Raw genomic sequence first — 16,149 nt, 5'->3', positions numbered from 1 at the left:
AAGTTCGTCAGAAATTGGCGCGCAGCGTCAATTCATAGGTTTTGCCGTCATAATCGATACGGCGCGGCAGGGACGGATCGTTCTCATATTCGGCGCGCGTGGCATCGGTCAGGTTGAAGGCGTCGAACGAGATGGCGAATTGCTTGTTGATATTGTACGAGGCCGAGGCGTCGAGCTGGCTGCGCGCCTTGACGGTGCGGGCGTCGCCGACGAAGGAATTACCGGCGGCCAGCGCATATTTACCACGGTAATTATAAACCAGTCGAATGCCAAACGTCTTGGTTTCGTAATAGCCGATCAGATTGACATTATCCTTGGAAACGCTGGGCAGGGTGATCGGCTTGCCCGCGCTGTCCGTGCCCGAAATCGTCGTATAGGCATAGTTCATCGCGCCGCCGAAATTTTTCCAGAAGCCGGGCAGGAAGTCGAGGTTTTGCTGGATGTTGAACTCGACGCCCTGCACCGTGATCGGCGACAGATTGGTCTGGCCGCTGATTTTGACGAGACCATGAACCGTATTACCCGTGCTGTTGACGAAGGTGTTCGAGCTTTCGCACTTGCCGAAATTGGGGCTTGAAGCGTCGGTCGAAATATCGAGCGTACCCAGGCCGTAATCGACGCCATTGACCAGGCCATCGGCCGGACAAAGCGTGGCCGTGTCGGTGATCGGCCCGATATAGCCTTTCAGCTTCTTCTGGAAGACATCGAGCGCCACCAGTCCGCCGGGGCGATTATACCATTCCAGCGACAGATCGAGCGAATCCGAGGTGTAGGGCTTCAGATTGGTGGCCCCCAGCGAAACCGTATAGGTCGGGCTGGCATAATAGGTGCCGAGCACCGGATCGGTCGTCGGTTCCGGCGACAGCACGCCGCTGATCGGCACGGTATCGCGCGGCTGCGGGCGCACATAGGTCGAATAGGCCGCGAAGCGCAGGATCAGGTCGTCGGTCAGGTCGGCGGCCACGATGAAGGACGGCAGGGCGTAATCATAGTGGTTTTTGTAGGTGCGCGTCGTCATGGTGTGATTGACCGGCGCGGGCGCGGTGGCCAGACTCTTGTCGCAGTTCTCGCAATCGAGCGCCGTAATCGTGTTCTGCGTATCCTCATAGCGCACGCCGAGATTGCCGCGCACCGGAATATGGAACAGCGCCGATTTGAACTTGGCCATCAGATATACCGAAGTGACATCGTTCTCATTGGTGAAGTTGTTGTTCCAGTAGTTCGGATCCCAATAGTTGTTGACCAGCCCATAGGGGGTGATGAAGACGCCGGAACTGGGATTAAGCGCGAATTGCGGTGCCAGACGGCTGGGGTCGATGGGCGTGATCGCCGCCAGCATCTGCGCCACATTGGCCTGATACCAGTTGGTATTCATGCCGGACGCATTGCCGCCAAAGAAATTGGCAGCGGCGGGCTCCGGGCTGACCATGTCCGACGTGATGTTCTCGGTCAGGGCGCCCAGAGACGTGTTGCGTGAACCGGTTGATTCATACTTGTCCTGTTCATAGCGCGCACCGAATTGCAGGCCCGACAGGAAATGATCCCCGGCGAAAAAGCGTTCGCCATCAAACTGAAGCGCATTGAGATAGTTATCGGCATGGCCATTGGTGCCGGTCGAGCCGAACTTGTCGCCCAACGCATTGGCCGCCTGAGTGGCCTGATTGGCTGCCGAGGCCACCGGATAGCCGCCGGGACTGACATGGCTGGCATTGGGCGTGTTCAGCGTATAGACGGCATTGGACAGGTCATTGCCGCCGGTAAAGATGTCGGCGGTGATGCCATTGCCGCCGGTGGAATTCTTATAGGGGTTCTCGATCACATCCAGTTCGATCTGGTTGGCCAGAACCTCGGCGCGCGAAATCGTGGCCGTGCCGGTGAAACGCCAGGTGTCGTTCTTGAATTCGGCGTTCGGAGTGATCGACCAGGTCGATTGCTTGGCAGGCTCCGAGCGTGAAGAATCATAGGTGCTGACATTGGAAGCCGAGAAGCTGTTGATATAGGCGCGCGGCCCGTTGGGCGTGTTGACGATATAGGGTGTGCCGATATTGGTGATCAGATCGACCTTGGAGGTAGCGCTCAAATTGGCATTGCTGCCCTTGCCGGCGTCGGTCTGGATATATTGCAGGTCATTGGTGCCCTGATCGAGATTGCGCTCGGTATAGAAGGCCGTGGTGCCGATCTTCCAGTTGTCATTGGGACGCCATTCAAAACCGGTAGCACCTGATAACAGATGACCGGCATTATAACGGCTGAACTGGCGCACCTGCGAGGGATAATAGATGGCGGCGGGCACACCGGCGGGCAGGCTGGCGATCAGGGCGTCATAGACCGGGTTGGATCCGGCTTTTTGCTGATTACCAACCTGAATGGGCCCCAGCGCATTGCCCCAGGTATTGACCGAGATCGAGTCGCGGCGGAATTTTTCCTGCTTGTAGGCCACCGTGCCGAACACGGCGAAATCGGGGCTGAAATGATGGTTGATGCCAATCGTCATTTCGGGGCTGCTCAGGCTGCCCAATGTGTCATATTCTTCCGACACCTTGATGAACTTGCCGTCCTTGCGCGACAGAGCAGGCGCGATGCGCAGATCGACATTGCCGGACAGCCCGCCCGCTATATCGGAGGCGTCGGGCGACTTGACCACCGTGATCGATGAGAAGATGTCCGAATTGAAAGCGCCCAGCGGCGTCGAGGCCGTGTTGGAGGCACTGGACAGGATCGGATCGGCGAAGGCCCCGCCATTCAGCGTGGTACGGGCAAACGTGCCCGGCAGACCGCGCAGCGAGATGGTGGCGTTACGCGAATCGGCTTCGCGGTTGAGCTGAACGCCGGGGATACGCTGGATGGCCTCGCCGACATTCAGGTCGGGGAAGCGGCCCAGACCATCCGAATTGATCGAATCGGTGATTTCGATGCTGTCGCGCTTGGTACGAATAGCGTCGGCATAGGCTTTGCGAAAGCCGGTGACCACCACAACCGTATTGTCGGCGGCCGGTTTCGCGGTTGCCGGATCGGCGGCTTGCGCCTGCGCTGCGCCCGCACCCAGCGCCATACCTCCAGCCACCGCCAGAGCGCTTACCGACATCAGGACGCGCGCGCGCCGCATTGAACCCGATTTCATCATTATCCATGTCCCTGCTGTTATCGCCCACCTCATGCGGGCTTTTTTTCATACAAGGCTGGAATGACCATAAATGCAACATCAATTCATATATCGGTACGATTGTGAATCGCGTTTTATGTTGATTTTGTAATTTTTGTGGCCCCAACGCCACAATATTAGGAATTATAGTCTCTATATTTGAGACGATTAAACATTTTTGAAATTCAACCCCCTTATGCGTCCCTATATGTGAAACAATATAGTCTGCATGGAGGTCGGAACGCAGCCTTGGCACAAAGAGGTTTTGCCAATATGTGTCATGAGCCAACAAAAATCGACAAAAATCGCCACAATCCTAAATTCCCCCACACCACCCCAGCGCGTAGAGTGTCTATAATGGGTACGATCTGTTTATTTATGATACGTCCGTGCTTGACCCGCTCAAAATTACACGGCACAGACTGCGCTATCTGAAGGCAGCACAACAGGACATTCCAACATGGCTCATCCATTCGATCTCAGCGGCAAGGTGGCTCTGGTCACCGGCGCCAATACCGGCCTAGGTCAGGGCATTGCCCTGGCTCTGGCGCAAGCCGGAGCCGACATCGCCGCCGCCGGTATCGTGCCGGCTGATGAAACCGGCCAGAAGGTAACGGCGCTTGGCCGTAAATTCATCAATATCGACGCCAATCTGATGAGCATCGAGCCGGTGGATCGCATCGTCTCCGAGACGCTGTCGGGCCTCGGCGGCCTGCATATCCTCGTCAATAATGCTGGCCTGATCCGCCGTCAGGACGCCGTCGATTTCTCGGAAAAAGACTGGGACGACGTGATGAACGTCAATATCAAGGGCGCTTTTTTCATGGCCCAGGCCGCTGGCAAGCACATGATCGGCCAGGGTTACGGCAAGATCATCAATATCGCCTCGATGCTCAGCTTCCAGGGCGGCATCCGCGTGCCTTCTTACACGGCGTCGAAGTCGGGCATAGCGGGGATTACCCGCCTGCTGGCCAATGAGTGGGCGTCGAAAGGCGTCAACACCAACGCCATCGCGCCCGGCTATATGGCTACTGACAACACGGCCCAGATCCGGGCCGACGAGGTGCGCGAAAAGGCTATTCTCGACCGCATTCCGGCTAATCGCTGGGGCGAACCGGCCGATCTCGGCGGTACGGCAGTCTTTCTGGCTGCCCCGGCTTCGGATTACGTCAATGGTGCCATCATCCCGGTCGATGGCGGCTGGCTGGCGCGGTAATATCAAGTTGTGATGACGGTGACTCATCACAACTTGGCAAGCGCATCTGTGCGCCACCGCAGATGCGTCGAGCCCATTCTTTAATCAAAGAAGATTGGCGGCGCTTGAGCTGCAAAAAAATGCGAATACCGACTTGCACCTGAATATGTTTGGGTCTGCGCGAGTTGGTGTAAAGCATTTCGCCACGTATTCGATGCTCCGGGTCGCCGCTGGAGCTTTTTTTTGTTAGCGTTCTGATTCGGGAGGCGGACATGGTAGCCAGACGTAACTGTTTCATCTGCGGTTCGGACGCTGGACCGCGTGTCGCCGGGGTCGATATGGACGTCTGCGGGCTCGGCCGCGTCGCCTATGGCGTACGTTGCTGCATCGGTTGCGGGCTGGTGTTGCAGGATCCGGTCGTGCCGCCGGAACTAATGGCGCGTCATTACGCGCATTTCGCACCCTATACGAACTTTTCACAGGGCGAGCCGCCACTCACCGGGCCGGCGCGGCGTATGCTTGCCCTGGTCGCCACGCATGACTTGCCTTCCGGCCGCGTCTTTGATGTCGGCGCGGCCACCGGTGGCATGTTGTTCCACTTCCGCCGCGCGGGCTGGCAGGTATCCGGCGCGGACCTGTCTCCTGAGGCGATCCGTCAGGCCCGCGAACTGAACGGGATTGAACTGACACTGGGCGGCTGCGAGGACGCGCTGGCCGACCAGCGTAATCTCGACCTGATCACCCTCAGCCACGTTCTGGAACATATATATGCGCCCCTTCCGGCGCTTGCGGCCATTCACGCAGCGCTGGCCCGCGAAGGGCATTTTCTGCTGGAAGTACCATGCCTTGCCGAACCGGAACGCTGCGCGCCCGGGATATTTTCGATGGAGCATGTCAATTATTTTGAGCGCGTCACCCTGACGCGACTGCTGCACAATGCCGGATTTACCATTGTCTCGGCCGAGGTTGGCGGCGACAATCCACTCTATCCGGTCATCACCGTGCTGGCGCGTAGAACCGATGCGGCGCAAAAGGATACGGTCAGCGCCTATGAGGAAAATCTGGCCTTTTGTGAAGCCTACACCGCGCGCGACCGGGCGTTGTGGCAGGCCGTAGAGGCACGGCTGCACGCCATGCTGGCCCCAGGCGAACCGGTTCATGTCTGGAGCGCGGGTGTGCAGAGCTCGATGCTCCTGTCACGCACCGACCTGATGCGCCACGCACATGTCCTCGGCCTGACCGACCGCGATTTGCGTAAGCTTGGCGAGAGCGTCGAGGGTTTGCCGATCCTGCCGCCGCACGAGGTGATCGCCGCGCCGCACCGCATTCTTGTCGGTTCCTACAGCTTCGCGTGCGACATCGGCAACGACCTGCGCGCCCAGGGCGTCCCCCCGGAACGCATCGTGCAGGTCTATTAGAGCGGTTTGCATTCTGAATGAATCGGTCAAAGGCATGCAAACCGCTCTACATTTTACGTTTTTCCGCATCTCGCATTCAATTTGTAAGTCAAATTAAACGCTCGTTGCTCTGGAGCGGTTTGCATTCTGAATGAATCGGTCAAAGGCATGCAAACCGCTCTACATTTTACGTTTTTCCGCATCTCGCATTCAATTTGTAAGTCAAATTAAACGCTCGTTGCTCTAGCCAATACTGGCGGAGGGCATCATCATGCCCGGCATCATATTGGCGTTCATGTGATACATGACCCACAGGCTGCCGCCGATCAGGATGCAGACGATGACGAGCGTGAACAGGAAGACGACATTGTTCCAGCCCTGGCTCGACGAGGTGTTCATGTGCAGGAAATAGATCAGGTGCACGATGATCTGCACCACGGCAATGCCGACGATCACCGGCACAAGGCTGTGGGCAGGCAGGACGTGCATCATGGTCATGGCGAACGGAATCGCCGTCAGCACCACCGAGGCCACAAAGCCGAACAGGTAGGAACCGACCGAGCCGTGGCCCGCGCCACCGTGATCGTCGTCGTCATGGCCGTGCGCCTTGGCATGGCTGTCGTGTTTGGCGGGTGTGCTCATCAGGCCGCTCCCATCAGGTAAACAATCGTGAAAACGCCGATCCAGATGATGTCGAGGAAGTGCCAGAACAGGCTCAGTTCCATCAGGCGGATGCGGTTGGCGGGAGTCAGGCCACGACGCCCCAGATGGACGAACATGGTGCCCATCCAGATCAGGCCGGAGGTGACGTGCAGGCCGTGCGTGCCGACCAGCAAGAAGAAGGCCGACAGAAAGGCCGAACGGTTGGGGCCATTGCCTTCCGAGATCAGCTTGGCGAATTCATGGATTTCCATGCCCATGAAGCCGAGGCCACACAGGGCGGTCAGGGCCAGCCAGCCAAAAACCCATTTCAGCTTGTTGGCTTCCATCGAAATCATGGCCAGACCGTAGGTCAGGGACGAAATCAGCAGCAAAGCCGTTTCAACCGCCACATAAGGCAGATCAAAAATATCATGGCCGGAAGGGCCGCCCGCCAGCCCGTCCTTCAGCACGGCATAGCCGGCGAAGACTGAGGCGAACAGGATGCAGTCGCTCATCAGGTAGATCCAGAAGCCGAGCGTTACCTTCGGGGCTTCATCGTGATGGGCGTGATCGTCGTGGTGGGGATCGAGGCTTTCGCCCAGTGTCGCGGGTCGGCTCATGATCAGCCCTCCAACTTGTTGCGTTCGAGATGGGCGGCCTCGATGGCGGCCACTTCGGCGGCGGGCACATAATAGTCGCGGTCTTCATTGAAGGTATGGACAATGCCCAGCCCCATCATGACCAGCAGCGCGCCTATCGCCATCCACCAGATATGCCAGGTCAGGCCAAAGCCGAGGCCGATGGCGACAATACCCATCAGGAATCCGGTCGGGGTGTTGCGCGGCATGTGGATCGGCTCGTAATGAGCCGGCGCCTTGTGCGCCACGCCCTTGACCTTCATGGCCCACCAGGCGTCGCGGCCGGTCACAACAGGCAGTTCGGCGAAATTATAGAAGGGCGGCGGCGATGAGGTGGCCCATTCCAGTGTGCGCCCGCCCCACGGATCGCCCGTCAGGTCTTTCAGCTTGTCGCGCTGCATGATCGACACGACGATCTGGGCGATCTGCGCCAGGATGCCGATGAAGATCAGACCCGCTCCGGCGGCAGCCACGATCAGGTAAACGTGCCAGACGGGGTTATCCATATAGTCGAGACGGCGCGTCATACCCATCAGGCCCAGGGCATAGAGCGGCATAAAGGCGATATAGAAGCCGATAACCCAGCACCACAGCGACACCTTGCCCAGACCTTCATGCAGCTTGAAGCCGAACGCCTTGGGGAACCAGTAGTTCATGCCCGCCATTGAGCCAAATACCACGCCGCCGATGATGACATTATGGAAGTGGGCGATCAAAAACACCGAATTGTGCAGCACGAAGTCGGCGCCCGGTACGGCCAGCAGCACGCCGGTCATGCCACCGATGGCGAAGGTGATGATGAAGGCCAGCGTCCACAGAACCGGAATTTCGAGACGCACACGTCCGCGATACAGGGTGAACAGCCAGTTGAAGATCTTCACGCCGGTCGGGATCGAAATGATCATGGTGGTGATGCCGAAGAAGGCGTTGACATCCGCGCCCGAACCCATGGTGAAGAAGTGGTGCAGCCACACCATGAAGGACAGGAGGGTGATGCAGACCGTGGCATAGACCATCGACGTATAACCAAAGATAGGCTTTGATGAGAAGGTCGCGACGATTTCTGAGAAGACGCCGAAGCACGGCAGGATGAGGATATAGACTTCCGGGTGGCCCCAGGCCCAGATGAGGTTGACATACATCATCGGGTTGCCGCCCGCCTCATTGGTGAAGAAGTGCATCCCCAGATAACGGTCGGCACCGAGCATGGCCAGGGTGACCGTCAGGATCGGGAAGGCCGCCACGATCAGCGCATTGGCGCACAGGGTGGTCCAGGTGAAGATCGGCATCTGCATCAGGCCCATGCCGGGCGTGCGCATCTTGAAGATGGTGGTGATCAGGTTGACGCCCGACAACAGCGTGCCGAGGCCGGAAATCTGCAAGGCCCAGATATAATAGTCCTGCCCGACGCCCGGCGAATAGGCCAGTTCCGACAGCGGCGGATAGGCCAGCCAGCCCGTATGAGCAAACTCACCGATCACCAGCGAGATATTGACCAGAATCGCGCCCGCCACGGTCAGCCAGAAGCTGAGCGAGTTCAGGTAGGGAAAGGCCACGTCGCGCGCACCGATTTGCAGCGGCATGACGATATTCATCAGGCCGATAATGAAAGGCATGGACATGAAGAAGATCATGATGACGCCGTGCGCCGAGAATATCTGGTCGAAATGGTGCGGCGGCAGATAGCCCTCCCCGCCATTCGAGGCCAGCGCCTGTTGCGTGCGCATCATCAGGGCGTCAGCGAAACCGCGCAGCAGCATGACGATAGCCAGAATGATGTACATCACGCCGATCTTCTTGTGATCGACGCTGGTTAACCATTCTTTCCACAGATAGGGCCACTGTTTGAACCAGGTGACGAGGGCCAGCACGGTGATGGCCGCGCCGACCATACCGGCACCGGCCACCATGATGATCGGCTCGTTCCACGGCACCGAATCAATTGTCAGCTTGCCGAAAATAAGATGTTGCAGGTTCATGGACATGAGGGACATCAGGATTGACTCCGGCGCGCATCACTCTTGGCCTGCGCGACCTTTTCAGTAACCGCCCCATTGGACGGATGTGTGTCGGACGGATTCTTGCACGGGGCGGCGTCGGGCGCGATGGTTTTCATCATCGCCATATTGACGGTGTCGTCCGTGCAGGGCGATCCATCGGCGCATTTGTTGAGAATATTGTGATAGAGGTGCGGATCCACCGAACCGTAATAGGCAACGGCCACTTTTTCCGAGGGCGCGGCGAGCGCCGCATAGCTGGCCGAATCGAGCAGCGGATGCGTTTTCGCCCTGGCCATCCAGGCGTCGAAATCGGCCGGCTGCATCGCCAGGGCCTTGAACTTCATGCCCGCAAACCCTATGCCCGAATAATTGGCCGACATGCCATCATAAGCGCCCGGATGATCGGCGATCAGCGACAACTGAGTCTGCATCCCGGTCATGGTATAGATCTGCGAGCCGAGTTGCGGAATGAAGAAGGAATTCATCACCGTGGCCGAGGTCAGGTCGAAATGCACAGGCGTGCCGACCGGCAGGGCCAGTTGATTGACCGAGGCCACGCCGTATTGCGGATAGATGAACAGCCACTTCCAGTCGAGCGACACGACCTGAACCTCGACCGGCTTGGCCTTGTTGGCCGTGGTCAGGGGCTTATAGGGGTCGAGCTGGTGAGTCGAAATCCACGTCACCGTGGCCAGGGCCAGAATGATCAGGCACGGAATGGCCCACACCACGGCCTCGATGCGCGTCGAATGCTCCCAGTCCGGGGCATAGACAGCCTTGCGGTTGGATTCACGGTATTTCCAGGCGAAACCGATGGTCATAAGGATAACGGGAATGACCACGATCAGCATCAAGCCTGTGGCCAGCAGGATAATATCCTTTTCCTGCGCACCGATCGGCCCCTGCGGGTCCATCAAAGCCATTTTACACCCGGAGAGCATGACAGCCATGCCCGCCGCGCCCACAGCCGCGACACGCTTTATATTGCGATGCAGCGTAGATAAGGGGGCGTTTTCCAGGCGGGCCGGGTCGTTTTTCACCCCGGCAGGGAAATATATATTTTGCTTACGCACTACATAACCTCGTGTAACACACAAAAGTTTTGGCAAGTTGGTTGGATTATGTCTTTAAATCACAAAATGTCCGATGCCAAAGCAACCATAGTAACAAAATATGACGCGGCGTTACAGCCGGAAAGAGACGCAACAACCCGAACGAATACCTGAGAATACTTGCGCATCCATCTGCAAAAACGACTCACGTGACAAAAACAGAGTCAGATACGAGCAAATTTGCTGATCAGGCACTTCCAGCTAAACTGCCTTAAAAAACAAATCCCCCGGCATTGCAAGTGGGCAGAATGTCGCATCGCAAAATTATATTTCCGCAGATACGTCAAAAAACAACGCTATCTGTCGTTCCGGGCCATATCAGCCGCCTGAAAAAAATTGCTTCAGCCCCCTTGCACAATGCAAAATAAGCGGTACCCTGAGACAAATTGACACGTGTGAAAAAAAACACCGGTCTTTCAAAGTTATTTTCGACAGTGAGGTTAAAAGCGTCATGTCCAAGCGTAAGACAAACAGCCACACCACCGCTTCCGCCGTCGCCTACGGAGCCGCCCCGCGTGTTTATCAGTTCAGCGCCGCCTTCAAGGGGCTGCTGGTGATTGGCGCGCTCGCCCTTATCGTTCTCGGTATTCTGGGCACGGCCGACGCCTATCTCTATGGCGGCTCACTGGCTGCACAATTCGGCGGCTGCTTGCTGGCCCTGATTCCGTTTTCGATCGCCCTGTTCGTGGTGCCCGCCCTGTGGCAATGCAAACTGTGCCTCTATGAAGATCATCTCGAATATAATGGCCTGCTCGTGCAACGCACCATCCGCAAGGCCGATATTCAGCGCGCCCTGCGCCCCACGCCGCGCTATGGCATGTTCTCGGTCATCCTGACCCTGTATGGCCAGCCCTTTAAGCGGATGCGTATCGCGATTCTCGGTCGTGCCGACGAAGCCCTGAATCGCTGGATGAACGGCCTGCCGTCACAAAGCTAACCCCATCTCCACGAGCGGCTGATCCTGACAGCCGCGACAAGGACAGGCGGACGCCCCCAGCGGCGTCCGCTTTTTTTATATCTGTGAGGCAACGGGTTCGATTTTACCACAAACTTGTGATTCCGGCTTGATTTGCTCATCGCGCCTGCGCATGGCAACGGTCAGGCTTGGCTCATCACCTTCCATTTGGATGAACAGTTCGTGCCCGTGCCTGCCCCCCTGCTCAGCGCCCTTATCCTCGGCGGCACGCTCATCCTGTTCGTGTCGGGTCGGCTGCGCCACGACCTGATCGCCCTGATCGCATTATTCGCCGCTGTCCTGACGGGTCTGGTTAAGCCCGGTCAGGCCTTCGCAGGTTTCGGTGATCCGGCGGTGATCGCTGTCGCTTCGGTGCTGGTGGTCGGGCGCACGCTCGAACTGAGCGGCGTGGCGGCGCGCCTCGCCCGGCTGGCCCTGCCGCGCGGCGGCGCTTTCAGCCTGCAACTGGCCCTGCTGATGGTGATCGCCGCCGCCTTGTCGGCCTTCATGAACAATATCGCCTCGCTTGTCATCTGTATGCCGCTGGCGACCGAACTGGCGCGCAATCACAAACGCCCGCCCGGCGCGGTGCTGATGCCTTTGTCTTTCGCCACCATACTGGGCGGCATGACCACCCTGATCGGCACGCCGGCCAATATGATCCTGTCATCGGTGCGCCATACCGAACTGGGTCAGGGCTTCGGCTTCTTCACCATGACGCCGGTGGGTTTGAGCGTCTGCGTAGCCGGACTGGCCTATCTGGCCCTGCTCGGCTGGCGTTTTCTGCCCGGTCGGACGGGCACCGATGTGCCGGTCATGCCCTGGCAGGTATCCGAACTGCAACTGACCGAAGCCGCCACGATCAGCCGCGCCGACATCGGGCGGATTTTGCGCGAAACCACCACCCGCCTGCTGGCGCTTTTGCGCCGTAACCATGCCCTGGCCTGGCCTGCGGATAATCGCCTCAAACGCACTGATAAGCTGCTGGTGCTGACTCGCTCGAAGCCCGAAGAGGTGGCCGCCGCCCTGCCCTTCGCCACGCGGGCCCCTGCGCCCGATCCGCAGGACATCACGGCGCGCATGGTGGTGGCCCACGGAACCGGCCTGATCGGCGACCGTTATGACGCCATCGAGCGGCGCAGCGGCGGCACGGTGCGCCTGACTGGCATGGGCCCGCGTAAATCGATCCAGCGCCAGCCCCTCGACAGCCTGACCTTCCAGACCGGCGACCAGCTCTTTCTCACCGGGCCTGCATCCGACATCGCCGATTTCGCCGCCCGCGAACGCCTGCTCGAAATCGACCGCAGCGCCCCCGCCCCGATGGAATGGCGCGGCGCCCTGACGGCTCTTGGCATCTTCGTTGCGGCCATCCTCGCAACAGTTGTGTTTAACATACTGCCCGCCCTCAGCTTTCTTGCCGCCGCCGCCCTGATGGCCGGACTGGGCCTGATCAAGCCGCGCGAAACCTACAAGGCCGTGGACTGGAGCATTATCATCCTGCTGGCCGCCATGATTCCGGTCGGGGCCAGTTTCGAGACGAGCGGCGCGGCCCATATCGTGGCCGAGGTCGCCGCGCGGCTGCTGACCTCGGCTCCCCTGCCCCTCTGCCTGGCCTGCGTCTGCACCATGACCCTGCTTCTGTCGATCATGCTCAACAATGTCGCCACGGCCCTGATCATGGGGCCGCTGGCCATCCAGCTCGCCGGACTGCTGCATGTCGCGCCCGACGCCCTGTTGCTGGCGGTGCTGATCGGCACCTCATCGGACTTCCTCACCCCCATTGGCCACCAGAATAATCTGCTCGTCATGGGGCCGGGCGGCTACAGGTTTGCCGACTATTCGCGCGTCGGGGCGCTGTTGTCGATGATCGTGGTGGCCACGTCAGCCTGCGTCCTCAGCCTGATCTATGGCTGATCTATGGCTGAAACGGCCTAATCCTGCCCCACCTTGCTGTCCAGGCGGGCGCGCAGATCGGCGAAGGGCGAAAACGGATTGATATAGGGCTCGTTCGAACGCTTCGGCTCACCCGGTTTCGCGCTCGCCTTACCCTCTGGCTTGCCGCCCTTGCCGCCGGTGCGCGGCCCGCGCCCAGCCTCGGCTTTACGCTCCTGACGCGGCTTGTCCTCAGCGGAACGGCGATGGCGCGCCGGTCGGGCAGGACGCGGCTCCAGACTTTTTTGCCGCCAGCCGATCAGCTCGACCTCGCGCGTTTCTGTAACAGGCGCGGTGATTTCCGGTGCCTCCGCAAGGGGTGCGGGCGGTTCGGCGGCAGCGACGGCTTCAACCGTTTCCACCCCGGCCTGAGGGGCTTCCGGCACGTCCGGCGCCGCCTCGCCTATGGTCGGCTCCACCACGGCTTCGCTGACATCGCCAGCCGTTTCGCTGGCCGCTTCTGTCACAGGCGATGCCTCGGCCACAGCCGCCGCTTTGCGCCCGCGCCGCCGCCGCCTTTTGCCCGCCATAGCCTCCGGCGCGTCCTCGGCCGGGGCCACCACCGGCACCGGTTCGCCGACCGTGATCGGCTCGACCTTGACCAGCCCCAAAGCCTGCAACAGCTTGTCGCGCTGCGTCTCCGACAGGCCAAGCGCCGCAAAATCGCTGGGCTTCACATAGATGGCGCCCTTCTGGAAACGTCCGCCATTCATGATCCTGTCGAGCTGCGACAGGGTCTTCATGCTGACCGGGCCATAGTTGTCCAGCAACAACTGGCCCTTCTGGCTGGCCTGCCGCTGGCCTTCCGCCGGGCCGCCCTCCAGCTTGCCAAACGCCTGCAACAGCGGGCGCAGTTTCGGTGACAGCATGTCGGGCAGAAACCAGGCATAGCGGTGCCCGGCCACGCCCAGCGCCTTCAGCGCCGCCTTGTCTTCCGGCGACAGCTTCAGGGTTTCGTCACGATGCAGAACCCCGCCGTTTTCATACAGGCGAAAGGCGATGGCGCGCACATTCGCCGCCGTACCCTCGGCATCGGCGGCCTGCTTGACCTTCCACAGGCTTTTGAACTGATGCTGCGCCGTCTGGCGCACATAGTCGCCGATGCGCTTGATAGCGTGTTCGGTCAGCGCCGGATGATCGGGCCCGTCAATCAGGCGCAGACGCGGCGTGAAATAGTCGCCCGGCTCGATCTCGGCCACCGGCTCATGATTCCACAAGACCTGCTGGCTACGGATGCGAAACGCCTTCGAGGCGCTCTGGCCAAGGGCGCGCAGGCGATCGATCAGCACGGGCCTCACGGCGCGAAAGGCCGCCTGCCGCAGGGCCTTGTCCTCGATCAGGCTTTGCGAGGTGCTGAGCCGGAAGCTCAAGCCTTTCAGCTCGCCGACACTGTGGCCCTCGATGATCACCTGACCTTCGGGCGTCACCTCCGGGCGCGGCGCTTCATCGGAATCGAGCGCCTTCAAAAGGGCCGAGGTGCGCGCGTCGATAAAGCGCTGCATCAGGGCCTCGTGCAGCTTGTCGGACAGGCGATCCTCCAGATCGCGCGTCCGCTCGCGCCAGTGTTCGATGCGCTTCAGCCAGGCGCCGCGATGGGCGATATAGGACAGGGTGCGCACGCCCGACAGGCGCGACGACAGCGTGTCAATGTCACTGGTGGAGTTGTCAGAATTGGCCATCTTATCGAGATCGTCCAGTTGCGCCTCGAACCATTCTTCGGGAATCAGGCCGTCGGGCGACAGGCGCGACCAGAACAGGAAGCTGACCAGCTTCAGATATTCATCAAGGCCGACTTTGCGGAAATCAGGCAACTGGCAGGCTTCCCACAGGGCGCGCAGCGACACCGGATTGCGGATCTTGGCGGCGATCTCTTCGTCCTGCGCCAGGGCGCGCAAGGCCTTTTCGTCGAGCGCCTCCTTGGCCAGGTGCAGGCCCGGCGTATGCGACGGCAGGGTCAGGCTTTTCAGCAGGGCGTCAAGCGTCGAGAAATCGAGCTTGTGGTTACGCCATTGCGCCGCATCGAGCGGGGTGAACTGGTGATTTTCGATGGCGTGAACCAGATCTTCGTCAAGCTCGTGGCATTCGCCGGTCACGCCAAACGTGCCGTCCTGCATATGCCGCCCTGCCCGTCCGGCGATCTGGCCGATTTCCTGCGCCGTCAGGTGGCGCGATGACTTGCCGTCAAACTTGTTCAGACCCGAAAAAGCGACATGCTGAATATCCATATTCAGCCCCATGCCGATGGCATCGGTGGCGACCAGAAAATCGACCTCGCCGCGCTGAAACAGATCGACCTGGGCATTGCGGGTTTTCGGTGAAAGGCCGCCCATCACGACGGCCGCCCCACCGCGCTGACGGCGGATCAGTTCGGCGATCGCATAGACTTTTTCGGTCGAAAAGGCGACGATGGCCGTGCGCTTGGGCAGGCGCGTCAGCTTCTTCTGACCGGCATAGCTGAGATGCGACAGCCGGTCGCGCATCATGATGGCAGCGCCCGGAAACAGGCGATGAAACAGGGGCCGGAAGGTAGCCGCGCCGAGGAACAGGGTTTCAAAACGGCCGCGCGCATGCAGCAACCGATCGGTGAACACATGACCGCGCTCGGCATCGCCGCAGAGCTGAATTTCATCGACGCACAGGAAATCGACGCTGCGCTCCAGCGGCATGGCCTCGACCGTGCAGACGAAATAGGACGGCAGGCGCGGAATGATCTTTTCCTCGCCGGTGATCAGGGCCACGGCATTGACGCCCTTGATGGCCACCACGCGCTCGTAAATCTCACGCGCCAGCAGCCTCAAGGGCAGGCCGATCATGCCAGACGCATAGCCGCACATGCGCTCGATAGCGTAATGGGTTTTGCCGGTATTGGTGGGGCCAAGCACAGCCATGAGCCTGGCGTCGCTGACAGCATGGATCAGCGGCAGGGCGGCGGACGGTTCGGTGGGGGCAAGATCGGTCACGCGCTCTTCATAAGCGTGCGAAGGGCTTTTGGCAAAATGAAAGTTGGAGATTTTGCGGTGTGTAAACGAGTCGTTACCGCCCAGCCGAACGGGACGGCAACAAACCATGTACGAATCAGTGATGTTGATTCGTTCCGATTATATTCTATACCATATTTTGTAGGCCCCGACCAGAT

10 protein-coding genes are annotated in these 16,149 nt (G+C 59.7%); 4 read left to right on the top strand and 6 right to left on the bottom strand.

Going from position 1 to position 16,149, the window contains the following annotated elements; all coding sequences use genetic code 11:
• Positions 1-7: 7 nt before the first annotated feature.
• Positions 8-3,121, bottom strand: a complete 3,114-nt coding sequence (locus tag QB905_RS00990; RefSeq protein WP_282972705.1) for a TonB-dependent receptor — start codon at positions 3,119-3,121, stop codon at positions 8-10.
• 481 nt (positions 3,122-3,602) lie between these two features.
• Between QB905_RS00990 and kduD the strand changes: the two genes are divergently transcribed.
• Positions 3,603-4,358 carry a 2-dehydro-3-deoxy-D-gluconate 5-dehydrogenase KduD gene (kduD, locus tag QB905_RS00985; protein ID WP_282972704.1) on the top strand — a complete coding sequence of 252 codons (756 nt, stop codon included), beginning with the start codon at positions 3,603-3,605 and terminating at the stop codon, positions 4,356-4,358.
• A gap of 251 nt (positions 4,359-4,609) precedes the next feature.
• Complete coding sequence (locus QB905_RS00980) at positions 4,610-5,755, top strand: class I SAM-dependent methyltransferase (protein ID WP_282972703.1); 1,146 nt, start codon at positions 4,610-4,612, stop codon at positions 5,753-5,755.
• Between the two features lie 222 nt (positions 5,756-5,977).
• On the opposite strand, the gene cyoD is transcribed toward QB905_RS00980, so the two are convergent.
• Genes cyoD through cyoA form a run of 4 tightly spaced genes read right to left on the bottom strand, consistent with a single transcriptional unit; the run spans position 5,978 to position 9,937 of the window.
• Positions 5,978-6,376, bottom strand: a complete 399-nt coding sequence (cyoD, locus tag QB905_RS00975) for a cytochrome o ubiquinol oxidase subunit IV (RefSeq protein ID WP_282972702.1) — start codon at positions 6,374-6,376, stop codon at positions 5,978-5,980.
• The gene (gene cyoC / locus QB905_RS00970) at positions 6,376-6,996 is read right to left on the bottom strand and encodes a cytochrome o ubiquinol oxidase subunit III (RefSeq protein ID WP_282972701.1); all 621 of its coding nucleotides are present in this window, start codon (positions 6,994-6,996) and stop codon (positions 6,376-6,378) included. The genes cyoD and cyoC overlap by 1 nt, the downstream gene beginning before the upstream one ends.
• Before the next feature lie 2 nt (positions 6,997-6,998).
• Positions 6,999-8,999 carry a cytochrome o ubiquinol oxidase subunit I gene (cyoB, locus tag QB905_RS00965; RefSeq protein WP_282975543.1) on the bottom strand — a complete coding sequence of 667 codons (2,001 nt, stop codon included), beginning with the start codon at positions 8,997-8,999 and terminating at the stop codon, positions 6,999-7,001.
• Between the two features lie 8 nt (positions 9,000-9,007).
• On the bottom strand, positions 9,008-9,937 hold the full coding sequence (gene cyoA / locus QB905_RS00960) for a ubiquinol oxidase subunit II (RefSeq protein ID WP_461781756.1): 930 nt from the start codon (positions 9,935-9,937) through the stop codon (positions 9,008-9,010).
• A gap of 640 nt (positions 9,938-10,577) precedes the next feature.
• On the opposite strand from cyoA, the gene QB905_RS00955 reads away from it, so the two are divergent.
• Positions 10,578-11,063: a hypothetical protein gene (locus QB905_RS00955; RefSeq protein WP_282972700.1), complete on the top strand. Its 486-nt coding sequence runs from the start codon at positions 10,578-10,580 to the stop codon at positions 11,061-11,063.
• Between the two features lie 201 nt (positions 11,064-11,264).
• Complete coding sequence (locus QB905_RS00950) at positions 11,265-12,995, top strand: SLC13 family permease (RefSeq protein ID WP_282972699.1); 1,731 nt, start codon at positions 11,265-11,267, stop codon at positions 12,993-12,995.
• Between the two features lie 17 nt (positions 12,996-13,012).
• Here QB905_RS00950 and QB905_RS00945 read toward each other — a convergent pair whose 3' ends face one another.
• Positions 13,013-15,973 (bottom strand): helicase-related protein, encoded by a 2,961-nt coding sequence (locus QB905_RS00945; protein ID WP_282972698.1) that lies wholly within the window; start codon positions 15,971-15,973, stop codon positions 13,013-13,015.
• Between the last annotated feature and the right edge of the window lie 176 nt (positions 15,974-16,149).

It is taken from the genome of Asticcacaulis sp. EMRT-3 (genome assembly GCF_030027245.1).
Lineage (GTDB): Bacteria > Pseudomonadota > Alphaproteobacteria > Caulobacterales > Caulobacteraceae > Asticcacaulis.
The sequence above is the reverse complement of the archived record's forward strand: the minus strand, read 5'-3'. Positions and strand labels throughout refer to the sequence as shown.